Below are 25544 nucleotides of genomic sequence, written 5' to 3' on the forward strand. Positions count from 1 at the left end.
CTGTGCGTGTGGCTGTGCGTGTGCCTGCCCGGGTGCCGGTGGGTCACATGGCGACGCGCGCCATGGTGCCTCGGCGTGGCTGGGACGGCACGCCTCCGGCCGCCGCCGCCGGGTTACGGCGGGGCTGGGCGCCCACGCCGTTCTGGACGTCCATCACGGCGTGCGCCACGAGACCGCCCATCGGGTCGTGCCGGATCAGGTCGCGCAGCCGGGACCGCGACGACCGTCCTTCGTTGCCGGGGTAGAGGTGCTTGCCGAGACCGACCGCGTGGGCCAGCGCGGCGAGCGCCGCGGTCCGCGGGTCCGGCGGTACGCCGGTGCGGATCGCACTGTCCAGCCGGGTCCTGATCTCCCGGCTGATCGCCGTGTCCGTCGCCTGGTAGCGAGTCGTCGGCAGCACCCCGCACATCTGGCCCTCGACGGCATGCACCATGCCGCACCGTTCCAGATGCGAGAGATACGTCTGGCGCAGCCCCAGCCGGGGCCCGCCGATCCAGTGGACGGCCCGAACCGGACTGCCGCGACGGCGCAGCAGTTCCAGCGCGGAGTCCAGAGTCGGATCTCCGGTCGGCCGTGGCATCACCACGGCGATACGATCCCCGTCAGGGGCTATCCGTCCTGCCAGAGCCAGCTCCACTAGCTGTGCTCCGGCCAGGCCGAGGTCGAGCGACTGCGGCTGCGCTGTGGTACCCGTGGCCGGGTCCAGAGCGAGCAGCAGAAGCTCCTCCGGAATTGTTCTGCGGCTCCTGCCCATCCATGCCTCCCCGCGTGGATGAATGACAGGGTGACCCCTCTCACATTCATCTGTCGAGAGTGCCTGGGTGCTTCGTACGGGAACCGGTAGGTATGTCGTTCTCGTCTAGCACGGGAGCCAAGGGGTTCACACAGGACACTGGTAGATGGTTCGGACGTACGCATGAGCGATGGAGGAGGCACGGTGGCGGGCGAGTCCCCCGACGAGGCGGCGGAGCAGCGGGAGAACGCGGTCGGCGGAGACGGCAAGGACCCGCGACTGTCCGTCCTCCAGGGCCGGGTGGACGAGCCGACGGCCGTCTTCCGGGCCCTGGCGCCCCGGACGGCGCCGGAGGACGAGCCCTCGGTGACCGAGGACGCGGCCGAGGACGCGACGGTCGCGGAGAAGCCGGCGGCGGACGCGGAGGTGTCCGGGGACGGCGCCGAGGCGGCCCGGACGCCGGAGCCGAAGGCGGGCGCGGAGGAGCCCGGCCGCGAGCCTGGGGCCGCGGCGGTCCGGGAGACGGCCGACGAGGCACCGGCGGCCGCCGAGAAGGCCGCCGGGGCTAAGGAGGCTCCGGAGCCGGAGCGGTCGAAGGCGGCCGCCGAGGTGTCCGGAGACGGCGCCGGGGCGAAGGCCGCGACGGACCCGGAGACGGCCGACGAGGAGCCGGAGGCGGCGGAGCCCGAGGCGAAGGCCGCCGGGGCCGCGGAGCCGTCCGAGGGCCGCGCCGAGGACACCGGGGCGGCTCCCGCCGAGTCCTGGTTCGCCACGCGCAAGCCGGCGGAGCCGAAGGCCGACGCGAAGCCCGCGTCCGGGTCTTCGCCCGAGTCCGCCGCCACGTCCTCGCCCGAGCCGAAGCCGGCGCCGAAGGCCGAGCCGAAGCCGGAGCCGAAGGGCGGGCCCGTCGACCAGCCGACCGCGGTCTTCAAGGCGGTCAAGCCGCCCGTCGACCAGCCCACGACGGCCATCAAGATGCCCGTCGACAAGAAGCCCGTCGACCAGCCGACGACCGCGCTCAAGCTGCCGCGCTCGACCTTCCGCCCGCTCCAGGGCGACATCACCCAGGAGCAGCCGAAGCCCACGCCGGAGCAGCCGAAGCCGGCGCCGGCGGAGTCGAAGGACCCGAAGGACGCGAGGGCCCCGAAGCCGGAGGCCAAGGCACCCGCGCCCGCCGCAGCGCCCGCGCCCGGTCCCGTACCCGCGTCCCTCACCGAGGCCGAGCGGACCAAGCAGCAGCCGCTGCCGCCCCGCCCGCCGCTGGAGATCCTCGCGGAGCTGACCAACACCCCGCCGCCGCCCGAGACGCCGCTGCGCACCACCTTCCGGCGGGTGAAGATCTGGACCCCGCTGGTCCTGCTCCTCGTGATCGTCTTTGCGGTCGTACAGTTCGTGCGCCCGCTCCCGGACGCCAGGCTCGTGCTGTCCGCCTCGCCCACGTACACCTTCGAGGGCGGCGAGCTGAAGATGCCGTGGCCCGGCGAGGGCCAGGGCGCCGCCGAGGTCGAGGGCGTCGGTTCGCTCGGCACGTACGGACCGCAGCGGCCCGCGCCGATCGCCAGCGTGGCCAAGACCATGACCGCGTACGTGATCCTCCGCGACCACCCCATCAAGGGGAAGGACAAGGGCCCGCGGATCGAGGTCGACAAGACCGCCGGCGAGCAGGCGAAGGCGAAGGACGAGTCGACGGCTCCCATCAAGGAGGGCCAGTCCTTCACGGAGAAGGAGCTCCTCGAGCTCCTGATGATCCCGTCGGGCAACAACGTGGCCCGGCTCCTGGCCCGCTGGGACGCCGGCTCCGAGGCCACGTTCGTCGAGAAGATGAACGCCGCGGCCAAGGAGCTGGGCATGACCGGCTCGACGTACACGGACCCGTCCGGTCTGCAGTCGAGCACCGTGTCGACGCCGCTCGACCAGCTGAAGCTGGCGAAGGCGGTCATGCAGTACGACGTGTTCCGCGAGATCGTCGACATGCCGAACGTGACCGTCGACGGCATCCCCGGCCAGATCGAGAACAACAACAAGATCCTGCTGGAGCCGGGTGTGGCCGGCATCAAGACCGGTTCGTCGACCCCGGCCGGCGGCAACCTGCTGTGGGCCGCGTACACCGTCGTCGACGGCGAGAAGCGCCGCATCCTCGGCATCGTCATGGGCGCCAAGGACGCGCCGCAGCTCTGGCAGAAGCTGGACCTGGCGATCGCGAACAGCCTCACCCTCATCCAGAAGGCGCAGGCCGACGTCACCTCCGCCGCGGTCGTCAAGAAGGGCCAGGTCGTCGGCTACGTCGACGACGGCCTCGGCGGCCGGACGCCGGTCGTGGCCACCAAGGAGCTGCGGGCGGTCGGCTGGCCGGGCCTGAAGGTGAGCCTGCGGCTCGGCGACGGCGGCAAGACCGTCCCGCACACGGGCAAGGCCGGGGACGTCGTCGGCAAGGTGTCGATCGGCACCGGAACGGGTGAGGTCAGCGCGCCGGTGGAGCTGAAGACGGACCTCGCGGAGCCCGGTTTCGGCGACAGGCTGACCCGACTGGGCTGACGCGGACGGGCGTCCGGGGGCTCCCCGGGCGCCCAGCTGTTAGCGTTCCCCCGGGGACGAGCAGAAGGGCAGCCACGGGAAAGGGCCGCAGTTGACCACCGCCGAGGGGACCCGTGAAGCCGGAGGCCAGAACGACGTGTCTTCACCTTCGCGAATAGAACTTCCCGGGCAGCGGCCGGCCACCGAGCCGCCCGTGCCGCCGTCCGGTCCCCGCCCCCCGCGGCGGAAGCGCCGTCACACGGTGTTCGCCGCGACCGGCGCGGCCGCGCTCCTCCACGTGCTGTGGTTCTTCTTCTTCGCCAACAGCGGCGGGGACCTCGCGGCGCAGGACGCCTGGGCCGAGTTCGTCGGACGGCACCCGGACTCCGCGTACAACCTCGCCTGGTACGGCGGGATGCACCCGGTCTCGTACAGCGTGGTGTCGCCGTACCTCATGTCCGTGCTCGGCGTCCGGACCACGATGATGATCGCCGGGACGCTCTCGGCCGGTCTGACCGCGCTGATCCTGGTGCGGGTGCGGGCGGTGCGCAATCCGATGGCGTGCGCCTTCGCCGGAGTCTTCGCCTTCCTCTGCAACGCCCTGTCGGGACGGGTCACCTTCGGCCTCGGCATGATGTTCGCGCTCGGCGCGGTCGCGGCGGTCTTCTGCTGGCCGCACCGCTGGCGCTACCGGCGCTGGGCGAAGGCCGCGGTCGCCGCGCCGCTCGCCGGGATCGCGACCGCGTGCAGCCCGGTCGCGGGCCTGTTCCTCGGCGTGGTCGCGGCGGCGCTCTTCCTCAACAAACGGCGCCCCGGCGCGTACGCCCTCGGGCTCGCGCCGGTCGCGGTGGTCGCGCTCTCCTCCTGGCTGTTCCCCTTCTCGGGGACGCAGCCGATGAGCCTGATGTCGACCTCGCTGCCGTTCCTCTTCGGCGTCCTCGTCCTCGTCCTCGTGCCGCGCGAGTGGCGCACCGTGCGCACGGCCGCGGCCGTCTACGCGGCGGGCACGCTGCTGACCTGGCTGATCGACTCGCAGATCGGCTCGAACGTCTCGCGCCTCGTGATGCTCTTCGCCGGCGTCGTCCTGCTCGCGGCGCTCCCGTACGCCCGGCCGCGCTCGCGCCGCTGGTACGCGCTCCTGCTGGCCTTCGCCGGCCTCAACGTCTGGATCGGCTACAAGGGCGTCGACGACGTCATCCGCACCGCGCCCGACGCCTCCTGGGCCCGCGAGGTCGCGCCGCTGATCAACCAGCTCCAGGTGCGCGGCGCCGAGAAGGCCCGGGTCGAGGTCGTGCCGGCCTCCAGCCACCGCGAGTCCTCCGCCCTCGCCCCGTACATCAACCTCGCGCGCGGCTGGAACCGGCAGGCCGACATCGAGCGCAACCCGCTCTTCTACGACGACACGCTCAACGCCGTGAACTACCACGACTGGCTCGACCGCTGGGCCGTCCACTACGTCGTCCTGCCGACCGGCGCCCCGGACTCGGGCGCGCAGCGCGAGGCCGAGCTCGTCGACGTCGGGCTGCCCTATCTGAAGCAGGTCTGGTCCGACGCCAACTGGCGCCTGTACGCGGTCACCGACCCGACACCGCTCGCGGACCCGCCCGCCCAGGTCCAGCGCGCCGAGGCCAACGAGGTCGTCCTGCGCCTCGACGCCCCGGCCCGCATCAAGATCCGCGTTCCTTACTCGCCGTGGCTCGCCCTCCTCGACGACCACGGCGGCAAGATCGAACCGCCGCAGGAGACCGAGGCGTCGAAGAAGGCCCGCGAGGCCTCCGAGACCGACCTGCCGAAGGTCTTCGCGAACAAGGAGGGCTGCCTGCTGAAGGCGGAACCGGACGCGGAGGGCGACGAGTGGACCGAGCTCCTGGCCCCCAAGGCCGGCACCTACCGCCTCGCGGCCCCGTACAAGCTCTTCCCCCGCGGCACCACCTGCCCGGACGAGCTCCGCTGACCGTTTTGGCCCGGCGTGCTGGGGGGCCCGCGGGGTCGGGGCTGACGCGGCGCGCGGGGCGCGGGGCGTGGGGCAGCGGCTTGCCCGGCCCCGCGGCGGCTTACCGGCCCGCGGCTCGGCGGCGGCTTACCCGGCCCGCGGAGGCATCAGCGTGACCGGCCAGCGCGTCTTGTCGGTGTACTTGCTCAGCAGCTTGTCGATCTCGGTCGCCCACTCCCCGCCCTTGGCGAGCACACCGAGATCCTGGACACCGGTGGCCTTGGCGGCGATCTGCCTCCGCTCGATCACCCACTCGTAGACCCGCCCGAGGAAGTCCGAGTCGAGCAGCGAGATGTCGAGGCTCGCCACGGCCTTTCCCTGCGGGCGGGACGAGCGGAGCGCGAACGCGGTGGCGGCCCGCGCCAGATGGAAGCGGACGTTCGAGCGGTCGTGCGCACCGCTGAGTCCGGCCTCCGCCAGCAGGAAGGCGTCGATGGAACGCATGACGAGGACACTGCGGAGATAGGCCTCCAGCGGAGTCGTGTTCTTGAAGACCCGCTCGTACTTCCCCCGGACCAGGCTCGACGGCGCGCTGCGGGCGATGTGGGGCTGCTGGAGCAGGATCGTCCCGACGGCCTGGGCCAGTTCGAGGACCTCGACGATCTGGGCGCGCGGCTTTCCGAGGTTCTTGTAGTGGTTCCGCTTCCGCTCGTAGTAGAAGCCCTGGCGCTGGAAGTACTCCTCGATGCTGCGCTGGAAGGGGTCCCCGGAGCGGAGCGAGGCCGCCGAAACCCGGTTCTGGCTGTTCGTGGCCTTGATGACCTGCGTGGTGATGGCCTCGTCCCTGGTCTCGACGACCCGTACGAGAATCTGCCGCATGCGCCCCTCGGGCCCCGCGCCGACACCCTCGGGCGCGGCCCGGCCGGACCGGAAGTAGGCGTGCACGTTACGGGAGGTCTGCAGGCCGTTGACGATCTGCGGGTCCTCGATGTGCAGCATCTTCCCGGAGGGCTGCACCCGCTTGCCGATGACGGTCACGCCGTTGTTGAGCCACCAGAAGTCGGCGGCGGCGTCGTCGCCCTGCCGCAGCGACTCCGCGATACCGCGGTTGATCACGGTGGCGCCCTCGTAGCCGCGGATGTTCTCCTCGAAGATCTCGTCCCGCAGCCGCCCGTTCTCGTCGGAGATGAAGCTGTTGTAGTCCTCGAGCCGCACCAGCGACACGAATCCGCCCTTCTCGGGCGACATGGGACTCTCCGACAGCCGGAGCGTGAGCGTGGTCGACTTCCGCTGCCGCGCCAGCGTGTTCAGCTCACCCGCGCCGATGAGGTCCACCGCGACCTTGGCGTCCGGGAAGAGCTCACTGACACTCTTCTCGAGCCGGGCGGCCTTGCGCCGCACCTTGGCGTGCGGAATTTCCGAGGACCGCGTCACGTAACGAATGCTGATGGAGAGCTCGGGAAAACGACTGGAGGCCGCCAGATACGTATCCCGGAACGAGTCGAACCGCTCCAGGAGCCGCGGATTGAACTCCTCCTCGAGACCGTCCGGCCGGTCGAGACGCAGCAGCAGCGGAAGATGGTCGATCAGGAGCTGCAGCGGCACCTCCTTGAACCCGCTCTCGTCCTTCGTCTGGATGATCTCGAGCTCGAGCTGCGGCGTGTGCCCGTGCGTCGTCTCGGACGCGTCCTCCACGATCTGACCGTCGACGAAGAGGTAGACGGCATCGATCCCGCCGTCGTTGGTGCCGTCGGTGATGCCGTCCTCGATCTGCCGCGAGGAGAGGCCCTTGTGGCGCAGAACGGTGTCCGTGGAACTGATCAGGAAATAATCCTGGTCGGAAATGCCCGGATAGGATTCGGCCTTGCTCTGCTTCAGCCGCTCCGTCAGAAGCATGACCTCGTTGGAAACAGGCTGGGCTGCCTTGGACATGAATCCTCCCCGTTGACTCGGCCGATAAATATACCGACCGCCCTCCACCCCCACAGAAAATAAAAAGAATCCCGCCACCAACCCCCCAAAACCAGCCGCCCCTGCCCCCCGCTCCCGGGCCGCCGCCCCCGGGGGAGCACCCCATGAGCCGGCCCCGCTCCGCTGTGGTGTTTACCGGCCGGAGATGCGAAGGGGTGGCCGCGCCCAGGTGATCGAGGTGGCGGCGCCGAGGACGAGGGCTCCGGTCATGAATGCGATCGCGAGTGCTGATCCTGCGTCGTGGAGGAGCCAGGCCCAGGGCTCCGGTGTGCCGTTCGGCCTCCAGCCGCCTGCGGCCAGCACGAGAGGGATGGCGGAGAGAGCGGCGGCGGCAAGCTGGGTGCCCACGAGGGGGTGGAGAAGCAGGGCCAAGCCCACGTAGCTGGCCTGGTTTCGGCCGAGGACCACGGCCAGGTCGGAGTCGAGGGCCAGGTAGCAGACCGCTGCGGCGAGCATTCCGGTGCCGGCCGTGAGTAGCCCCAGCGCTGCGTCCCATGCACTGATGTGGCGCACGGCCGTGTTGGTGCTCCGGATGTCGGCGCGCCCGAGTCCGTACAAGAGGGTCACCGCTGGGATGAGCGTCATCAGGTGTGCCAGGAGAAAGCGTCCGGACTGCCCGGTCAGTACGGGAATCGGTAACTCGATGTTGCCGATCGCCAGGCCCGTCAGGATTGTGCCGAATGCGGCCAGCGCGAGGAGGGGGACGGCGCGGGCTTTGCACCACCAGGTCATCCTCGGCCCCCTGAGATGGTCAGCGGCGGCTTCGCGCCGCAGGTACTCATCGCCTTGCGGTTGCTCTCGTACCAGGCGAGCTGTTCCTTGGTGGGAAGGGCTCGCACCCGCTTCAGCAGACGAGCTGTTTCCGGTCCGAAGCTTGTCCCGATGGTGCTCTCCGGGGCGCCGGCGCTGACCTGGAGCCAGGCTCCGATCGGTGCGGCAGCGTCAGCGGCCGGATAGGGCTGGCCCTCCAGGGCGCAGGCCGGAGGCGGCGGAAGGATGGCGGAGGCGAGACCGCTGGGGATGTCCTGCGGTCGTGCGTTCGGTGCGATGCCCAGTTTGCCGGCGCCGTCCTGGGGATGAGCGGCCATGGTGAGCGTCCGAGGTACAGCAACGCCGGCCTGCTCCAGCTTCTCTGCTGCGGTGCGGGTGTCCTGGCGCACTCGCGTGGGCTCTTCGACCTCTGGCCAGAGACAGATCTGGTACCGGCCAGTGCCGTCGCAGAGGAGTTCACTCGTCGCACGGCTCTTGACGGGATCAGGGCCAAGGTCACGCACGAGGAGCCAAGCCGTGGTCAACCCGGCGCCGGCGCATGCTCCGGCGGCGACCAACGCGATGGCCTTGCCTCGCAAACGAATGAGAACCAAGGCGGCGGCGGATGCGCTGGTGGTGAAGGTGATGGTGCCGAGCAGCGCTGTGCCGTCGACGGATGTGTCGATGGAACAGCAACTGTTGAGACCGCCCCCGACGAGGTGGCGCAGCCAGAAGACGTTCCACGAGGCGGGGTAGGCGTTGGCGAAGAAGCTGCCGATGAGGGCGAGCGGGGCAGCGAGGACCCCGGGCATGACGCGGCCGACGATGCTGCCGACGAGGATATTGGCCACGAGTACGGCGACAACGGCGGCCAGGATGCCCGGTTGGGGCAGGCCGAAGGGAACATCGGCAGCAAGGGCCGCGAGGGTGAGAGCGGTCAGGATGCCGAGGAGACCCGTGGCGAGAACGGGCAGTGCAAGCGAGAGCGTGACGGCCACGGGACCTCGGACCGGGGCCTGGTCGAAGACCCTTCCCTTGGTGAGCCGGGCTCCTTCCCACGCGGCGGCGCCCGCACACGCCGCTGCCACGAAGGGAAGGGCGAACGCGGCGCTGCCTGTGGCCGAGACCCAGTAGTGGGGTGTGATCCAGGCGGTGAGGTCATCGCCCAGGAAGAAGACGACGAAGCCGATGAGGAACGGCAGCAGGATGGTGGCAGAGGAGGACCGTACGACGGTACGCAGGCGCATCGTCATGCCTCCCGGGTGACAAGCCGGGTGTAGGCGGCCTCGGCGCGTTCGCGAGGTGACGGCGCCGGCCCGGCCAAAGCATGGAACTCATCGGTGCTGCCCTGGAACCGGACCGTGCCCTGGTCGAGGACGACGACCTCGCTGTACAGGTCGGCGAGGTCCTCGGTCTGGTGGGTGGACACCAGGACGTGCACGGACTGGCTCAGCTCAGCGACCAGGTCCCGGAACATGCCCCGCTGAGTGGGGTCGAGTCCGGCGGTGGGCTCGTCCATCAGGATGATCTCGCTGCGGTGGGTGAGGGCCCCGGCGATGCCCATGCGACGCAGCTGGCCCCCAGACACCTCGTGGCTCTTGCGGCTGGCCAACTCGGCGAGCCCGACCCGTGCGATTGCTTTCGTGGACGCCTCCCAAGCGTCTGCCCTCGTCATGCCTTTCAGCCATCCTGCGTAAGCGATCTGCTCGCGGACAGTGAGGCCGGGCACGGGCGTGATCTGCTGCGGGATCCAGGCAACTGCTCGGCGGTAACGAGCGCGTGCGCGCCGGTTGGATGCGTCGATACGCTTCCACGCGACACGCCCTTCGGACGGCGCCAGGTGGGAGGCAGCCAACGCCATCAACGTGGACTTGCCGGCCCCGTTCGGGCCCAGCAGCACGGTGGAGCGGCTCTCAAGACGCAGAGAGAAGTCAGAGAATACCTCCGCTCCTCTCCCGTACCGGAATGACAGACCTTCAAATATCAGAGACATGCCGCGCATTCCGCTGCCCTATTTGTCGGCGGCAGCTTTCTTGGTTCGATTCAGGGTGGTGCTCCGCGGGACGGCCCGCGGAGCACCTGAAGCCGGCTTTCCTCAGTAAACGATCCCCACCGAGCTCACTGAGAGAGAGCCGCCGGTGGTAAATCCGTCGACCGAGAAGTAGTAGCTCCCGGAGGACTGGTCACCCCAGTAGACCCGGTTGCAGTAGTTGGTCTTGACGCCCTGGCTCGGGTCAGGACCGAAGACATCCTTCCAAAGGATGAGGGTGGCCGCCTTGAACCCGTTCCAACCGTCAGTCGTGCAGCCGCTGAAGCCCACAGATGTGGTCACGGCGTCCAGGTTGTTGTCGGTCCACCGCGAGGACTCGTGGCCTACCTGCCAGCCCTGGATGTAGGTGGAGCGAGACCCTTCCGCGAAGGCGGGCGCCGCCCCGGCCAACCCGAGGATGGCTGCGCCGACGACCAAGCCGCGCATGGTGCGTGTCGTCTTCGAGTTCACGCCTGTCCAATCTGTCGAGTGCACCACATGTTGTGCTGCACGAAGGCAGGGGGAGGCGCCGCGCCACCCCCGAAGGCACGTTGATTTGCTCAGGTGTTCGAAACCCGCCCCTGCAACCTATCTGGCGGAATTGCATATTCTGCGGACCTGGTCAAACCCTTGGCTGATTAGCTACCTTCGGTGACTCGATCGAATGCCTTCGCGAACTCGACAAGGTGAAAGTCTGTCAAGTCGGGCCCGGATTCCCGCGGAGGGGTCTACCGCGCGACTGTCCGGCCTGCAGGGAGCGTCGCCCATCTAGCGGGACTGGCGCGACCAATGGGTAGAAATCGATTAGCGATCATGATTCCGCCAAGGCCAAAGAGCGGCATGTCTGGGGCGGCGAATAGTGCATTCGGAACGATGAATTTCATCAGAATGAACCCGATGCTTCGCATGACGCGCGTTGCTACGGAAGTGCGCGTCATTTGGCTGGCCGGCGCCGGCCGCGCACGTCGAGCCGGAAGCCGGCGAGCGACCCAAGGCGCTCGTGTGGACCGAGGAGTGCGTCCTGCGCTGGCAGGGCACCGGAGAGAAGTCCTCGCCCGTCATGGTCTGGACGCCGGAGCAGACCTGTCTTTTCCTCGCCCCCGCGCGGCCGGCGCCGATCTGAAGGGCATCCAGGAGATGCTCGGGCCACTCCTCGATCACCATCACGGCGGACACGTACACGAACCTGCTCCCGAGGCGGATCTTGCGATAGCCGAGGCTGCGGCCTGCCTCGTATCGCGTGCGCGCGCCCCTCGCGCCGTGCGGAATGGTGCTGATCGTTTGGGAATATTTCGGGCACTACCGGCCCCTTCCGCTCACGCAGCGCGCACGCAAACGGCCCTGGACGAGACGTCCGAGGCCGAGTAGGCGCCTCCCTTGGGAGGAAATCCCAGGTCAGAGCCGCGCGTGTAGTGCCCCCGGCAGGATTCGAACCTGCGACACCCGCTTAGAGGTTGTCTCTTTTGGCTCCTGGGACCGTGGAGCGTCGCGCGCGGTTGGTCTGAGAGTCTGAGTGGGTGGACGACCTCATCGGGACTCAGGCCCCGCAACTCCGACTGACCGAAGCCATTGAGGCGGTTGCCTATCTGGAACGGGCCGTGCCCGGCCTTGCTGCGCATCGGCTGCCTACGTCGGCCAACGTGGACTGGAGCGTGGTGGAGACTGAACTGGGCACGGCCGTCCCAGCAGACTTTAAGTTGCTGTGCAGCCTCTATCCGACGCTCGACCTGGGCGACTTCATCCGCGTGGTCGCACCGATCCCCGGCCAGGAGGAGGCTTGGGTGCAAGGCGTTCGCGACGATCTGGAGATCGTCGCCGAGTGGTGCGAGGAAGGGGACCTCGCCGTCCCGGTGTACCCGTATCCCTCACCAGGCGGTCTGTTTCCCTGGGCGACCTCGCTTCAGGGCGACCTCTTCCTTTGGACTACGAGCCCGACCGGACCCGGGGACTGGGCGGTCACCGTCGCCTCACGCAACGGTGGATGGTGGCACTACACCGGAGGCATGGTTCAGTTCCTCGCCGACCTGGTCACGGAGGCTGTGGAGCTTTGGGGACTCCCTTCGGTCCGTGCAGAGGTCACTTGGTCATTCGACCGAGACGCCGAAAGCCGATGAGGACCGCGGCTATGCCGACGAAGGCAAGGAAGTGTTCGGCCCTGCGTTCGTAGCGGCGGTGGAGCCTTCGGCAGCCGGCCAGCCACGACACGGTTCTCTCGACTACCCAGCGATGGCGTCCAAGTCGTTGCGAGGACTCGACGCCTTTGCGGGCGATGCGGTGGCGGATGCCCCGCCGACGGAGTCATCGTCGCAGGTGGTCGTAGTCGTAGCCCTTGTCGGCGTGCAGTTTCGCCGGCCGTCGGCGCCGAGGTCCGCGGCGTGACCTGAGGGGCGGGATGCCGCACACGAGAAGCTCCAGACCCTGACTGTCATGCATGTTCGCACCGGAGATGCCCAGGGACAACGGCAGTCCGTTCCTGTCGGTGATCAGGTGGATCTTTGATCCCAGCTCGCCGCGGTCGGTCGGATTCGGTCCCGTCAGCGGCCCCCCTTTGCGGCCCGCACACTGACGGAATCGATCGCGCACCGGGACCAGTCCACCTCACCTCGCGCTCCGAGTTCATCGAGGATCACGCGGTGCAGCCTGGCCCAGACCCTGTCCCTGCTCCACTGGCAAACCTGCGGTAGACCGTCTGCCAGCTCGGGCCGAACACCGGTGGGGAGCTGCCGCCACGTGCAGCCCGAGGTCGCCACGAAGATGATCGCGGCCAAGGCTTCACGGTCGTCGGCTCGGCGTCGGCCCCCGACCTGCGGGCGTATCACCACGTGGTGCCACCACCCGCCTGAACAGCAGCCACAACTCGTCCGGCACCAGCCGCTCAACGAGATCAGTCATGCACTGCTGAACGAACGATCACGCCATTAGAAACGACGTCTTAGGAGTTCGGTCGGGGTGCCGGAGGTGGGGGCGGGCCGCTGCTTGCGGCTCTCGTGTGGAGCCGTGGCGACGGCGGAAGCCGTTGCCTTCGGCGTCCTGCTCCGCCTCGGCCCAGGCCCGATACAGCCAGGCACGTGGTGCGTCTTCCCGGCACACCAACGACGACGCCCAGCGTGATGCGGGTCACATCAAAGGGCTGTCACGTCCGGCGAGGGTTGCTTGTCCCATGGGCGTCACCGGCGCCGAAGCCGGTGCCCGACCCTGGGAGATTGAGATGACCAACGGCCACCACGTCGTCGTTCTCGGCGCCGGCTACACGGGTATGTTCAGCGCTATCCGGCTGGCCCACCGCACCCGCCGGACCGGTGTGAAGATCACCCTGGTCAACCCTTCGAGCCGGTTTGTCGAGCGCCTGCGGATGCACCAGATCGCCGCCGGGCAGCAGCTGGCCGACCACCAGATCCCCGACCTGCTCGCCGGTACCGGCGTCACGTTCGTCCAGGGCACCGCCACCGCCATCGATCCCGAGACCCGGCGCATCACCGTCGACGGCGCCACGTCCCTCGGTTACGACACGCTCGTCTACGCGCTGGGCAGTTCGACCGACACCGGAAAGGTCCCCGGCGCCGACGTCCATGCGTTCACCCTCAACAGCCCGGAGATCGCCGGCCGGTTCGCCGCGCGGCTTACCGAGGTCGCCGCGGCCGGCGGCACGGTCACCGTCTGCGGCGCCGGCCTGACCGGCATCGAGGCGGCCACCGAGATCGCCGAGAGCCGCCCCGGTCTGCGCGTCACACTGATCAGCCCGGACGAGCCCGGCGGCATGATGGGCGCCAAGGCCCGCGCCCACCTCCACCGCGCGCTGGACCGCCTCGGCATCACCCTGGAGACCGGCGCCCGCGTCACCATGGTGATGCCCGAAGGCGTCGAGCTGGCTGACGGCCGAATCGTCCGCTCCGACGCCTGCCTGTGGACCGCCGGCGTCAAGGTGTCGCCGCTCGCCGCTGATGCCGGTATCGCCACCGACGACCGCGGTCTGATCCTGGTCGACGCCACGCTGCGCTCGGTGTCCCACCCGGAGATCCACGCCATTGGTGACGCCGCCGCCGTCCGCATGGCCTGGGGACAGCTCCACGGCTCCTGCCAAAGCGGTCTGCCAACCGCCCAGTACACCGCCGACACCGTCGCGCGGCTGGTACGCGGCAAGGCCGTCAAGCCGTTCCGCTTCGGCTACTACCACCAGCCGGTCAGCCTCGGCCGCCGCGACGCCGTCATCCAGTTCACCAGGACCGACTTCACTCCCCGCCGCCAGTGCCTCACCGGCCGCGGTGCGGTCGTGTACAAGGAGATGGTCAGCGGCAGCCCCCTCATGACGTACCGGTTCAGCAAGCGCATGAACGTCAGCACGATCGTCTCCAAGGGCGGCCGCGCCACCCGCAGGCCCGCGGCGTGACCGGCACGCCCGCTCCCGGCGCCGTGATCCCCGCCTTGCCGTCCGGTTCGCGGCGCTGGCAGCATGAGCCGGTGATCGACACCGGCGCCGGGCAGGACCCGTACCTCGCACACCGCAGACTGCTGTTCGCCACCGCGTACCGGATGCTGGGCAGCGTCACCGAGGCGGAGGATGTCCTGCAGGATGCCTGGCTGAAGTGGAGCACCACGGACCGCGACACGATCAGCCACCCCAAGGCCTACCTGGTGCGCACGGTCACCAACCTCGCCCTGAACCGCCTCACCTCCGCGCGGGCCACCCGCGAGACCTACGTCGGCCCGTGGCTCCCCGAACCCCTGCTGACGTCCCCGGACATCGCCTCGGAGGCCGAATTGGCCGACTCCGTCTCCACGGCCATGCTGGTCGTGCTGGAAACCCTCAGCCCTGTGGAACGCGCCGTCTTCCTGCTCCGCGAGGTCTTCGGCTACTCGCACAGCGAGATCGCCGAGACCCTCGAGCGCCCGGAGCCGACGGTCCGGCAGATCGCCCACCGTGCCCGCGCCCATGTCCAGGCCCGCCGCCCCCGCTTCGACGCCGACCCCGACCGACGCCGGCAGATCACCACCCAGTTCCTGGATGCCTGCGCGGGCGGCGACCTGAACGCCATGATGGAACTGCTTGCCCCCGACGTGACCGCCTGGTCCGACGGCGGCGGCAAGGTCACCGCGGCCCGTCGGCCGCTCCACGGCATCGACCATGTCGCGCGCTGGCTCCTGGGCTTCCTGGCCAAGCCCGAACTGGCCGACCTGACCATGGAGCCGGCCGTCATCAACGGCGAACTCGGCATCCTGGCCACCCTCGGCGGGCACACCGTAGGCGCCCTCTCTTTCGACATCGGTGACGGCCGCATCCACAACCTGCGCTTCCAGGTCAACCCCGACAAGCTCGGCGGGCTGACCCCTGACAACAGCCTGGCGCTCCCTAAAGCGTTCAAGCCTGGAGCCGTTCCGGCAGGGCCTCAGGTCGCGGCACGTCATTCAGGGGCGCCACAAACCGTCGCCTGCGACGTCGACGGCGCTCTCGACGGAGCCGAATAGCCCCGAGGCCATCACATACGGGCGCTTCCGGCCCCCGTTGACCGGGTGGACCTTGGCGTCCATGGCGATGCACCGGGACACGCCATCTAGGGAGCACTCGATCCGGGCATTCACGGTCGGCTCGCCTTGTGCACAGCCAGATCAGCATCACGATGGACGTGTACACGCACGTCGTCCAGGACACGCAACGCGAGGCCATCAGCTACATGGACCGGCTACTCAACGGGTGTCCCGGCCGCCCCTGACCGCTGCCGTTGATGTCAGCTGTCGATGTCAAAGGCCCTTCAGCTCCGAAAATCCGGAGGCGAAGGGCCTCTGACCTTGTGCCCCCGGCAGGATTCGAACCTGCGACACCCGCTTTAGGAGAGCGGTGCTCTATCCCCTGAGCTACGAAGGCGCGCCGCCAGTGTAGCGGGTGGAGGGGAAGGGGCGGGGGAGAGTCAGGCGTCGAAGCGGTGGAGGTAGTCGGGGTTGGCGATCGGGGTGGTGGAGAGGTAGGCGGGCGGGAGGTCGAAGGCGGTCACCAGGGGCAGCAGGTGCGGGGCCAGGGACGCGATCGTGGACTCGGTGGTGGGGTGGAGGGACTCCACGTGGGCCGGGGTGAGGTGGCCCGCGGCGAGGAGGTCGCCGGTGTGGGGGCGGAGCTCGTGGAGGAGGAAGAGGCGGGTCAGCTCCTCCAGGAGGTGGCGGGCGCGCGGGGTGGTGGCGCGGGCGACCGCGGTGAGGAGGGCGTCGGCGGCGCGGAGGCGGGCGTGGGCGGCGACCATTTCGAGGGCGGCGCCGGAGGTCTCGTTCCAGCGGCCGACGGGGTCCCCGGAGGGGCCGCCGCGCAGGGCGGCGCGGGCGCGGGTCTGCCAGACGCGTTCGACGCAGGCGTGCAGGTCGCGCAGGAAGGTGAGGTCGGTGAGCTCGCCGCGCGGGGCGGAGGAGGGCCCGGCTTCGCCGGCGAAGATCAGTTCGGCGGCGGCCTTGGCCCAGATGACCAGGTTGTCGCCCTCGGCCGTGATGCCGCCCTCGACGTTGAGCGGAAGCTCGGAGAGGCCGTTCGCGGGGAAGAGGCCCTGCGCGCCGCAGCGTTCGCGGGCCTCGATGGTGATGTCGCGGGCCTGCCAGGTGATCCATCCCTTTGCGACGGCGATGAGGCGTTCGGTCTCCTCGCGCTGCGCCGGGTCGGTGGGGTCGTGGGCGTCCCACCGGTCGAGGACCGAGCGGTGCAGGAAGGTCATCGCGTACGCGGTGGCGACGGAGCGGAGCAGGCGTCCGTGGTGGCTGCGGTGGGCGGTGAGCGGCATCCGTTCGCCGGCCCTGGGTGCGCCGACCTGGCGGTGGTGGGCGTAGCGGACGGCGACGGCGAGCGCCGCCCGGGCCATGCCGAGGGTGCCGGCGCTCATGCAGAGTTTGCCCATGGTGACCCGGCCGACCGAGCGCAGGAACCTCTTGCGCCGGTTGCCGAGGGTGCTGCGCAGCTGCCCGTCCTTGTCGAGGCGGCCGTGCGCGGCTTCCAGCATGGCCTCGCGGGGCAGTCGTACGTGGTCGAAGGCGGTGAGGCAGTGGTCGACAGGCGTCCCGGTGCGGTCGGGCAGAGCGCCAACTTGTATGCCGGGCAGATGCCCCTCGGCGTCGCTGAGCGGTGTGAGGAAGAGGAAGACGCCCTGGTCCTCGCCGTCGATGAGGAGGCGGGCGGCGACGACGGCGGTCTTCGGGCCGCCGATGAGGCTGGTGTTGGGCATGAACTTCCGCGCCCCGGGGTGGGGCGTGTGCAGCACGAAGCCGCCGGTCTCGCGGTCGAGGACGGCGACGGTCTCCAGCGAGGTGACGTCGTTGCCGTGGGCGAGTTCGGTGCACAGGAAGGTGCCGGTGTGCTCCATGGCGGTGTACGCGGAGAGGTCGCGCCGGTAGCCGTCGTGGTCCAGGAGGCTGCCGAGGAAGAGGTTGTAGTGGATGCTCGCCAGGGTGCACAGGCCGCCGTCGACGAAGCCGGTCCACTCGTGCAGGGCGGCCAGCCGGCGCGCGTCGTAGGCGAGCGCCTCGACCTCGGCGCCCGCGCCGGCCGCTCCGGCGCCGGTCACGGCGTCGTTGACCAGGCGCAGCCGCTCGTACGACAGGGCGGTGCGTTCGGCGGGAGTGAGGCCGGGCCGGTGGGCGAAGGCCGCGCCGGAGATCAGCCGGCGCCACTCGCCGTGGACGCGTTCGCGGCGCTCCTCGTCGAAGAGGAGGTGGGCCAGGTCCTCGACGGTGCCGGGGTCGGAGGCCCCGGCCGCCTCGGCCACCTCGGCCGCCTCGGCGGTCCTGGTGGCGCCCGCCGGGAGCGTGGCGCCCGCCGGGAGCGTGGCGCCCGCCTGCAGGGTGGCGCCCGCCGGCCCGACGGTGGCGCCGGGCACGAGGGCGCTGGACTCGAGGGTGGCGCCGGGCTCGAGGGTGCCGGACTCGGCGGTCTCGGATGCGGCGCCTTGCCGGAGTGGCGCCTCCGCGTGCTGGAGCATCGGCTCGTCCCCCGAAATGAGTGGACCCGGTAGGGAAGGTCGGACTGGTCTGACCTGGCCAGATTAAGATATGTACCAACCGGTTTTGTTTCAATGACCTTGTCAAACCGGTTGGCTGGTTTTATTCTTGAAATGTGGACGTATGAAGAAACCGGTCCTGCCGAGGCCTCACGATACTGCCGGCGGGAGTTCGTGCGGACCGGTCGTCCTGACCCCATCCACCGGGCTCACTCCAAGCGAACCGTTGGAATACCAGCCTTTCGGTACCCTTCGGGCCGTGAGGTACGGAGGATGTAGTGGCACAACAAGAACGGGCCATCCGCACACGGCAGAAGATCGTGCTCGCCGCGGCCGAACTCTTCGACGAGGTCGGCTACGAGGCGGCGACGATCTCCGAGGTGCTGAAGAAGTGCGGCGTGACCAAGGGCGCCCTGTACTTCCACTTCTCCTCCAAGGAGGAGCTCGCCCAGGAGGTGCTCGCCGGTCAGGTCGCGGCGCTGCCGCCCGTTCCGCCGCGTGAGCTCCACCTGCAGCAGCTGACGGACGAGGCGCTGCTCCTGGCCCATCTGCTGCACGTCAAGGACCCCATGGTGCGCGGCAGCATCCGCCTCACCGTGGACCAGGGCTCACCGCACGACGGCCTCGACCGCCGGATCCCGATGCGGGGCTGGATCGACCACGACGTGGACGTCCTCACCCTCGCCAAGGAGGCCGGCGAGCTGCTGCCGCACGTCGACATCCCCTCCGCGGCCACCCTGTTCACCGGCGCTTTCACCGGAGTCCAGGTGCTGTCCAAGATCATGACCGGGCACGCGGACATGGTGGAGCGGGTCGCCGACCTCATGCGGACCCTCGTGAGCGCCATCGCCGTCCCCGGCGTGCTGGTCCGCCTCGACTTCTCGCCGGCCCGTGCGGAGCAGGCGTACCAGGAGGCGCTCCGGGCTCGCGAGAGCGGTGATTCGGCGACGCCGAGCATGATCTGACGCAGTACCAGCAAAGGGGAGGGGACGACTCGTTCTCCTCGGTCGCGTGTGCGGTGGGGGCACGCACGGAACGCACAGCCGCATCGCGAACCGAAACGCGAGCCGAGACGGAGAGTACGAGCATGGATCCCAAGGACCGCCCCTCCTGCCCCTACGCGCCCCAGCATCCCCAGGCGCACCACCAGGCACACGACCAGGTGCACCAGCAGGAGCCCCCGGCATCCCAGGCGCACGACCAGGCGCACCACCACGCCGACCAGCAGACGCCCCAAGGCCTCCGTTCAGCCCTGGCGCCCCACGTCCTCGACGTCACCGGCCGCGACCTCGCCGGCGAGGCCGCCGTGCTCCGGGAGCAGGGGCCGGCCGTCCCCGTCGAACTCCCCGGCGGCGTACGGGCCTGGGCCGTCGTCGGCCAGGAGCAGGTCGAGCGGCTGCTGCTCGACCCGCGCGTCTCCAAGGACGCCCGCCGCCACTGGCCCGCCTTCGCCGAGGGCCGGATCACGCCGGAGTGGCCCCTCTATCCCTGGGTCGCCAACGAGAACATGCTCTTCTCGTACGGTGCCGAGCACGCCCGCCTGCGCCGCCTGGTCGCCGCCGCGTTCACCGCCCGCCGTACGGCCGCGCTCCGGCCCCGTATCGAGGAGATCGCGCACGCGCTCCTCGACGGCCTCGCCGTCCGGCTCGCCGCCGGCGAGGCGGCCGACCTGCGCACCGGCTACGCCGAGTCGCTGCCGCTCCAGGTCATCTGCGAACTCTTCGGCGTCGCCGAAGGCGCCGACCGCGAGGAACTCACCGCCGCCCTGCGCACCGTGTTCAGCTCCAGCGTCTCCGCCGAGACCATGGAGGCCGCCCGCGGCACCGCCTTCCGGCTGCTCGGCGCACTCGTCGCCGCCCGCCGCGCACAGCCCGGCGACGACCTGACGTCCTCGCTCATCGCCGCCCGCGACGGCGCCGACGCCCTCACCGAGAGCGAACTCCTCGGCTCCCTCTTCCTGTTGATCGCCGCCGGCCAGGACACCACCGCGGCCCTCGTCGTCAACGCCACCGCCGCGCTGCTCGCCCACCCCGAACAGCTGGCCCACGTCCGCGCCGGCCGCGCCGGCTGGGAGGACGTCGTCGCCGAGACGCTGCGCACCCACGGCCCGGCCGCGTACTCGCCGCTGCGCTTCGCCGTCGAGGACATCGAACTCGACGGCGTGACGATCGCCCGGGGCGAGCCGATTCTCGTCAACTTCGCGGCGGGCGGCATCGATCCGCGGCGCCACGGAGCCGACGCCGCCCGCTTCGACGTGCTGCGCGCCGACCGCCGCGACACCTTCGGATTCGGGCACGGCGTGCACCGCTGCCTCGGCGCACCGCTCGCCACCCTGGAGGCGACGATCGCGCTGGCCGCGCTCTTCGAACGCTTCCCCGATCTCGAACTGGCCGAGCCCGTCGAGAAATTGGAGCCGCTGCCGACCTTCCTTCTCAACGGGTACGGGACGCTGCCCGTCCGCACCCGTCGCGAACCGGCCGGTCTTCTTCAGGGCTCTGAAAACCGCTGATCCGGTTTGTTACAGTGCTGGGGAAGGTACGGACGCACGGCGCGGTGACGGAGGCCCCTTGGCCAAGCAGGAGCGGGCGATTCGAACGCGCAACGCCCTGGTGGAGTCGGCGGCCGAGCTCTTCGACCGTGACGGCTTCGAGGTCGCCTCGCTCGCGACCATCAGTGCCCGCGCGGGCGTCAGCAGCGGAGCCCTTCACTTCCACTTCCCCAGCAAGGCCGCGCTGGCGGACGCGGTCGTCGCGGCCGCCGGTGACCGGCTCGTACGGATCACCCGGGAGCGCGAGGCGCTGCCGCTGCAGACCCTGATCGACGCCAGTCACGAGCTGGTCCAGGGCCTGCGGGCCGATCCGGTGCTGCGCGCCGGCTTCGAGCTGAGCGCCACCCCGGAGCGTACGAGGACCCAGGTCCCGACCCCCTCCCAGTCCCCGTCCCCGTCCCTGTCCCCGTCCCCGTCTCGCGGTCAGGACCTGCGGCGGACGTGGCGCGAGTGGGTCGAGTCCGTCGTCGCGCGGGCCGAGCGTGCGGGTTCGCTCGCGCCCGACGTGGACGCGGGTGACGTGGCCGCGGCGGTCGTCGCCGTCGCGGCCGGCCACGAGGCGCTCGGCCACCAGGATCCGCGCTGGCTGGAGCGTGCCCCGCTCACCCGCTTCTGGACGTTTCTGCTGCCGCGCGTGGTCGGGGCCGCGCGGGTGGGGCTGTTCGTGGCGTCGGGAGACCCGGAGGCGGAGCCGTACGGAGTTCCCGCCCCCACCGACGGCAGCCCGGGCGCGCTCGCCGACGGCAGCCCCGCTGCGCCCGCCGAGGTCCGGTCTTGACCCTGCGGTTCGGCGGGCATAGCGTCGGGCCCAGACTCTGAGCAAGCGCTTAGAAAGCACCGGAGATGAGCATCGTGCAGGACTCGCACCGGACCGACCCGCAGGACCCGCACCGCAGCGACCCGGACCCGCAGCCCGTCGCCGACCCGCGGCCTGTCGACCCGCAGCCCGCCGACCCGCCGTACGTCGACCCGCAGCCCGTCGCCGACCCGCCGTACGTCGAGCTGCTCACCGCGCCCGGCGCGCCCTTCGCCGTCGTCGACGGCGTCTACGCCGGCGGCCCGCGCACCCTGCGCGAGTTCGTCGAGGCCACCTGGGCCTACGGCGACCGGCCGTTCCTGATCTCCGAGCACGGCGTCATCGGCTACCGCGCGTTCTTCGACGCCGCCTGCGGTCTCGCCCGACGCCTCGTCGACGTCCACGGACTGCGCCCCGGCGACCGCGCCGTCGTCGCGATGCGCAACCACCCCGAGTGGCAGGTCGCCTTCTGGGCCACGCAGCTCGCCGGCCTCGTCGCCGTCCCGCTCAACGCCTGGTGGACCGAGGACGAGTTCGCGTACGCCCTCGACGACTGCGCGCCGCGCGCCCTGCTGGTGGACGGCGAGCGCGTGCCGCGCGTCGCCGCCTGGGCCCGGGCCCGCGCCGACCGCGACGTACCCGTGCCGGGCATCGTCTTCCACGGCGAGCCGGGCGGGCCGCTGCCCGAGGGCTTCGAGGCGTACGTGCCCGACACCGACCCGTACCTCGGGCCGCCCGACGTCGAGGTGCTGCCCGAACACGACGCGACGATCCTCTACACCTCCGGCACCACCGGCCGTCCCAAGGGCGCCGTCGCCACCCACCTCGCCCAGGCCGGGGCGGCGATGAACCCGCGCTACTACGCCGCGGCCGCCGCGCTCGCCCGTGGTGAGCGGCCCGGCGCCGGCCCGGTGCCGGTCTCGCTCACCACGTTCCCCTTCTTCCACGTCGCCGCCTTCACCTCCTTCTACTCGGTGATGGCGGCCGGCGGCTCGCTCGTCCTCATGCGCAAGTGGGACGCGGCCAAGGCCCTGGAGCTGATCCGGACCCACCGCGTCACCCACTACGCCGGCGTGCCCACCACCGCGCTCCAGCTGCTCGACCTCGCCGAGCGCACCGGTGACCCGCTGGCCTCGCTCACCCAGCTCAACACCGGCGGAGCGGCGGCCCCGCCCGAGATCACGGCACGGCTCACCGCCGCGTACGGGGAGCGGATCGAGCCGCGCAACGGTTACGGCCTCACCGAGACCTGCGGCGGCGTGCTCGCCAACTTCGGGGCCGAGTACCGCGCCCATCCCACGAGCGTCGGCCGGCCCACGCCGGCCACCGAGGTGCGGATCGACCGGCCGGACGCCTACGGCGTCGGCGAGCTGTGGCTGCGCGGACAGGCGACGGTACGCGGCTACTGGGGCGACGAGGAGGCCACGCGGGCCGCGTTCACACCGGACGGCTGGTTCCGCACCGGCGACCTCGCCCATGTGCGGGACGGGCGGGTCACGGTCGTCGACCGGATCAAGGACATGGTGATCCGGGGCGGTGAGAACGTGTACTGCGTGGAGGTCGAGGCCGTGCTCCACGACCACCCGGAGGTCCTGGAGGCCGCCGTCCTCGGCGTCCCGCACCCCACGCTCGGCGAGGAGGTCGCCGCCGTGGTCCGCCTCCGCCCGCGCCCGCCGGCCGACGCGCCCGAGGGTGCGGGCGTGCCCGAGGGTGCCGGCGCGCCCGAGGCTGCCCGCACGGGCCCGGACGAGCTGCGGGCGCACGTCGCCGCGCGGCTGGCCGCGTTCAAGGTGCCCGCGCACATCGTCGTACGGGAGCGGGAACTGCCCCGCAACCCGACGGGCAAGGTCCTCAAGCGCGAGCTCCGCGCGCAGCTCGCACCGCCCGGCTAGGCGCGGGACACGCGCACGCGGTAGCCGCCTTACTAGGTGCGGGACGCGCACGCGGTAGCCGCCCCGCTGGCTGCCGGATATGCGTACGCGGTAGCCCCGCGCCGCTAGCTGCGGGACACGCGCACGCGGTAGCCGCCCGTCGCCTCGTCCTCGGCGAGGACGGTGACGCGCACGCCGTTCGTCCGGTCGGTGAAGGTCTCGCCCGGGCCGTACGGGGCGTCCGACAGCTCCGCGTGGACGTTGGGGCGCCGGGTGCAGCCGCCGCTCTCGCGGTCGCTGTCGCTCACGGTGACGGGGCCGTGCCCGGTGTCCACGTCCGTGTCGACCCGGTAGACGAGGACGCCCTGCTTGCACACCGCCTCGTCGTTGCCCTCGCGGGTGCGCACCTCGATCGCGTAGCCGGAGGTGCCGGACAGCGGCACGAAGGCGAGCTTGGGGCCGCCGCTGACGGCGAGCGGCGTGAGCGTGTACTCGTGGTCGCCCGGCCGCGAGGCGCAGCCCACCTGCTCGTTGTCGAGCCAGCCGAGCTTCCACTTGTGCCAGCCGAGCAGGTCGTTGTTGGCGCCCCAGTCCTCGGACATGATGTCCCAGTGCCCGACGGTGCCGCCGCCGTCGACGGTGTAGAGGTCGGGCAGGCCGAAGACGTGGCCGTTCTCGTGCGGCAGGACCCGGTAGCCGGTCTCGGAGTACGTCCCCGAGCCGTCGTCCTGGCGGCTGTAGACGAAGGACGTGTTGGCGAGCGGCACACCGTCGGCGTACGGGGCGTCGTCGTTCCCGGAGAAGGTCACGGACAGCACGGTGTCGAGGGCGGAGGGGCCGGCGTTCGGTGTGACGAGGACGTTGACCAGGTCGTACGTGCTGAAGTCGACCTGCTGGTCGGCCGCCTTCACCATGTCCTCGACGAGCTTGCGGTAGCCCGGTTCGTACGCCGAGCCGCGCTCGAGCCCGTACGCGGTGAAGGGGCGGGGCATCCGCAGCCAGTCGGGTATCGGGGCGTCGGGGTGGTAGTGCAGGCGGCCGTAGGAGCTGACGCGGAACCAGTCGGCGGTCTGCGGGAAGAACTCGCGGTAGCGGCTCATGGCCGTGCCCTGCCCGGGCGCGTCCGGGAAGTCGATCATGAGGGTGAGGGCCTTGATCCGCCCGGTGGAGCGGACGTAACCGGGAGCGGTGGGAACTCCCTCCGACATCTGCACACCCATCGTCGTGGCGATCCGGCACGGTCCCAGCGCGGCTTCCCCGGTGCCGGTGGACACGGGTCCCGCGGAGGCGGGAGCCGGGCCGGGCAGGGTCGTGCTGGCCGTTGCCAGGGCGGCGAGCGCGAGCGTCGCCGCCGAGGCCAGGGCGATGGGTCTGCGTATCCGCCGGCGGGTGTCCTGCATGCGGTCGCCTCTCCGATCTGCGGTCGTTGCGATCAGCCTCGGCCGGGGAGGGAGGGCGCGCGCGCGGGGTTCGCCCGACCGGGGCATGCCGGAGAGCCGTATCGACCTGTGACCCAGGTCACAGTTGAAGCGGGAAATAACCGGGGACCGAGTCCCCGTTTACGCCTGTGTTCGACGAAGTGGGGACTCATTCCCCGGATGACGTCCAGAGGCAGGGAGAGGGACCGTGAGCACGAGGACCGCCGACGCCGCGACCCGCGCGACCGCCGACGCCGCGCCCCGCGCGACCGCCGCGCCGGCCGAGGCAGCCGCACCGGCCGCGACCGCCGGTTCCGCCGCGCCGGCCGCGTCCGGAGTGCGGCGCGTGCCGCGGCCCCGGGCGGACGCGCTGCGCAACCGCGAGCGGATCGTGACGGCGGCCCGCGAGATGTTCGTCGAGTTCGGCGCCCAGGTGCCGCTCGACGAGATCGCGCGCCGCGCCGGAGTCGGCAACGCGACGCTCTACCGGAACTTCCCCGAGCGCGCCGGCCTCGTCCGCGAGGTCGTCGTCTCCCTCATGGCCCGCGTCACCGAGCGGGCCGTCGAGGCCGCCGAGCAGGAGGACGACACCTTCGCCGCGCTCCGCCGCTTCACCCACGCCGCCGCCGACGAGCGGGTCGGAGCCCTGTGCCCGATGCTCGACGGCAGCTTCGACAAGAACCACCCCGATCTCGACGCCGAGCGCGGGCGACTGGAGGAGGCCGTGCAGGGCCTCGTCGACCGGGCGCAGGCCGCCGGCCGGATGCGCGCCGACGTCGGTGTCGGGGACCTGATGGTCGCGATCTCCCAGCTGACCCGCCCGCTGCCCGGAACGGGCTGCGGGAGCATGGACCGCTTCGTCCACCGCCATCTGCAGGTGTTCCTGGACGGCCTGGAGGCGCCCGCGCGCTCCGAGCTGACCGGTACCGCCGCGACCCTGGACGACCTGAGGAGCGCCGCCTGCTCCGCCTCGTGACCCCGACCTTCGTAACTCCGACCTTCGTTAGCTCGGCCTTC

The 25544-nt window shown here is 70.8% G+C and carries 18 protein-coding genes, 1 tRNA gene and 3 pseudogenes; 12 read left to right on the forward strand and 10 right to left on the reverse strand.

Features of this window, described 5'->3' with window-relative positions; all coding sequences use genetic code 11:
• Nucleotides 1–43 precede the first annotated feature (43 nt).
• Complete coding sequence (locus ACIGO8_RS31270) at nt 44–754, reverse strand: GPP34 family phosphoprotein (RefSeq protein WP_399737686.1); 711 nt, start codon at nt 752–754, stop codon at nt 44–46.
• A 162-nt stretch (nt 755–916) separates the two neighbouring features.
• Between ACIGO8_RS31270 and ACIGO8_RS31275 the strand changes: the two genes are divergently transcribed.
• Entirely contained in the window at nt 917–3268 is a 2352-nt protein-coding gene (locus ACIGO8_RS31275; RefSeq protein ID WP_399737688.1) for a D-alanyl-D-alanine carboxypeptidase, read from the forward strand.
• Nucleotides 3269–3509: 241 nt separating this feature from the next.
• On the forward strand, nt 3510–5201 hold the full coding sequence (locus ACIGO8_RS31280; protein ID WP_399737690.1) for an MFS transporter: 1692 nt from the start codon (nt 3510–3512) through the stop codon (nt 5199–5201).
• Between the two features lie 126 nt (nt 5202–5327).
• On the opposite strand, the gene ACIGO8_RS31285 is transcribed toward ACIGO8_RS31280, so the two are convergent.
• The 5 genes from ACIGO8_RS31285 to ACIGO8_RS31305 form a co-directional block, all read right to left on the reverse strand.
• On the reverse strand, nt 5328–7112 hold the full coding sequence (locus ACIGO8_RS31285; protein ID WP_399737692.1) for an AIPR family protein: 1785 nt from the start codon (nt 7110–7112) through the stop codon (nt 5328–5330).
• A 171-nt stretch (nt 7113–7283) separates the two neighbouring features.
• Entirely contained in the window at nt 7284–7883 is a 600-nt protein-coding gene (locus ACIGO8_RS31290) for a hypothetical protein (RefSeq protein ID WP_399737694.1), read from the reverse strand.
• Nucleotides 7880–9154: a hypothetical protein gene (locus tag ACIGO8_RS31295; RefSeq protein WP_399737696.1), complete on the reverse strand. Its 1275-nt coding sequence runs from the start codon at nt 9152–9154 to the stop codon at nt 7880–7882. Before ACIGO8_RS31295 ends, ACIGO8_RS31290 begins: the two co-directional genes overlap by 4 nt.
• Nucleotides 9151–9903 carry an ATP-binding cassette domain-containing protein gene (locus ACIGO8_RS31300; protein WP_399737698.1) on the reverse strand — a complete coding sequence of 251 codons (753 nt, stop codon included), beginning with the start codon at nt 9901–9903 and terminating at the stop codon, nt 9151–9153. The genes ACIGO8_RS31295 and ACIGO8_RS31300 overlap by 4 nt, the downstream gene beginning before the upstream one ends.
• A 93-nt stretch (nt 9904–9996) precedes the next feature.
• Nucleotides 9997–10401 carry a hypothetical protein gene (locus ACIGO8_RS31305; RefSeq protein ID WP_399737700.1) on the reverse strand — a complete coding sequence of 135 codons (405 nt, stop codon included), beginning with the start codon at nt 10399–10401 and terminating at the stop codon, nt 9997–9999.
• 481 nt (nt 10402–10882) lie between these two features.
• Here ACIGO8_RS31305 and ACIGO8_RS31310 point away from each other — a divergent pair.
• Both ACIGO8_RS31310 and ACIGO8_RS31315 read left to right on the forward strand, forming a co-directional pair.
• A pseudogene (locus ACIGO8_RS31310) lies at nt 10883–11026 on the forward strand (site-specific integrase); the annotation flags it as partial.
• Between the two features lie 421 nt (nt 11027–11447).
• Entirely contained in the window at nt 11448–12044 is a 597-nt protein-coding gene (locus tag ACIGO8_RS31315) for an SMI1/KNR4 family protein (RefSeq protein ID WP_399737702.1), read from the forward strand.
• Here the strand turns inward: ACIGO8_RS31315 and ACIGO8_RS31320 are convergent.
• A pseudogene (locus tag ACIGO8_RS31320) lies at nt 12007–12822 on the reverse strand (IS5 family transposase). The gene ACIGO8_RS31315 and the pseudogene ACIGO8_RS31320 overlap by 38 nt on opposite strands.
• 316 nt (nt 12823–13138) lie before the next feature.
• On the opposite strand from ACIGO8_RS31320, the gene ACIGO8_RS31325 reads away from it, so the two are divergent.
• The 3 genes and pseudogenes from ACIGO8_RS31325 to ACIGO8_RS31335 form a co-directional block, all read left to right on the forward strand.
• Nucleotides 13139–14317, forward strand: a complete 1179-nt coding sequence (locus ACIGO8_RS31325) for an NAD(P)/FAD-dependent oxidoreductase (protein WP_399737704.1) — start codon at nt 13139–13141, stop codon at nt 14315–14317.
• A 71-nt stretch (nt 14318–14388) separates the two neighbouring features.
• The gene (locus ACIGO8_RS31330; RefSeq protein ID WP_399737706.1) at nt 14389–15393 is read left to right on the forward strand and encodes an RNA polymerase sigma-70 factor; all 1005 of its coding nucleotides are present in this window, start codon (nt 14389–14391) and stop codon (nt 15391–15393) included.
• Between the two features lie 125 nt (nt 15394–15518).
• Nucleotides 15519–15638 (forward strand): annotated as a pseudogene (locus tag ACIGO8_RS31335) (oxidoreductase); the annotation flags it as partial.
• A 79-nt stretch (nt 15639–15717) separates the two neighbouring features.
• Here ACIGO8_RS31335 and ACIGO8_RS31340 read toward each other — a convergent pair.
• Nucleotides 15718–15790: transfer RNA gene (locus ACIGO8_RS31340), tRNA-Arg, on the reverse strand.
• A gap of 43 nt (nt 15791–15833) precedes the next feature.
• Nucleotides 15834–17876 carry an acyl-CoA dehydrogenase gene (locus tag ACIGO8_RS31345; RefSeq protein WP_399737708.1) on the reverse strand — a complete coding sequence of 681 codons (2043 nt, stop codon included), beginning with the start codon at nt 17874–17876 and terminating at the stop codon, nt 15834–15836.
• Between the two features lie 296 nt (nt 17877–18172).
• Between ACIGO8_RS31345 and ACIGO8_RS31350 the strand changes: the two genes are divergently transcribed.
• The 4 genes from ACIGO8_RS31350 (at nt 18173) to ACIGO8_RS31365 (ending at nt 23130) form a co-directional block, all read left to right on the forward strand.
• Nucleotides 18173–18859 (forward strand): ScbR family autoregulator-binding transcription factor, encoded by a 687-nt coding sequence (locus ACIGO8_RS31350; protein ID WP_399737710.1) that lies wholly within the window; start codon nt 18173–18175, stop codon nt 18857–18859.
• A 122-nt stretch (nt 18860–18981) separates the two neighbouring features.
• Nucleotides 18982–20403 carry a cytochrome P450 gene (locus ACIGO8_RS31355; protein WP_399737712.1) on the forward strand — a complete coding sequence of 474 codons (1422 nt, stop codon included), beginning with the start codon at nt 18982–18984 and terminating at the stop codon, nt 20401–20403.
• A 58-nt stretch (nt 20404–20461) separates the two neighbouring features.
• Nucleotides 20462–21220, forward strand: coding sequence for a ScbR family autoregulator-binding transcription factor (locus ACIGO8_RS31360; RefSeq protein ID WP_399737714.1), 759 nt, complete (start codon nt 20462–20464; stop codon nt 21218–21220).
• 65 nt (nt 21221–21285) lie between these two features.
• A complete protein-coding gene (locus tag ACIGO8_RS31365; RefSeq protein WP_399737716.1) occupies nt 21286–23130 on the forward strand; it encodes an AMP-binding protein in 1845 nt (614 codons plus the stop codon).
• Between the two features lie 104 nt (nt 23131–23234).
• On the opposite strand, the gene ACIGO8_RS31370 is transcribed toward ACIGO8_RS31365, so the two are convergent.
• Entirely contained in the window at nt 23235–24509 is a 1275-nt protein-coding gene (locus ACIGO8_RS31370; RefSeq protein ID WP_399737718.1) for a M6 family metalloprotease domain-containing protein, read from the reverse strand.
• A 355-nt stretch (nt 24510–24864) separates the two neighbouring features.
• Here ACIGO8_RS31370 and ACIGO8_RS31375 point away from each other — a divergent pair, with 355 nt between their 5' ends.
• Nucleotides 24865–25503, forward strand: coding sequence for a TetR/AcrR family transcriptional regulator (locus tag ACIGO8_RS31375; protein WP_399737764.1), 639 nt, complete (start codon nt 24865–24867; stop codon nt 25501–25503).
• Nucleotides 25504–25544 lie beyond the last annotated feature (41 nt).

The organism is Streptomyces sp. NPDC053493, from assembly GCF_044544825.1.
In the GTDB taxonomy this organism is placed as follows: domain Bacteria; phylum Actinomycetota; class Actinomycetes; order Streptomycetales; family Streptomycetaceae; genus Streptomyces.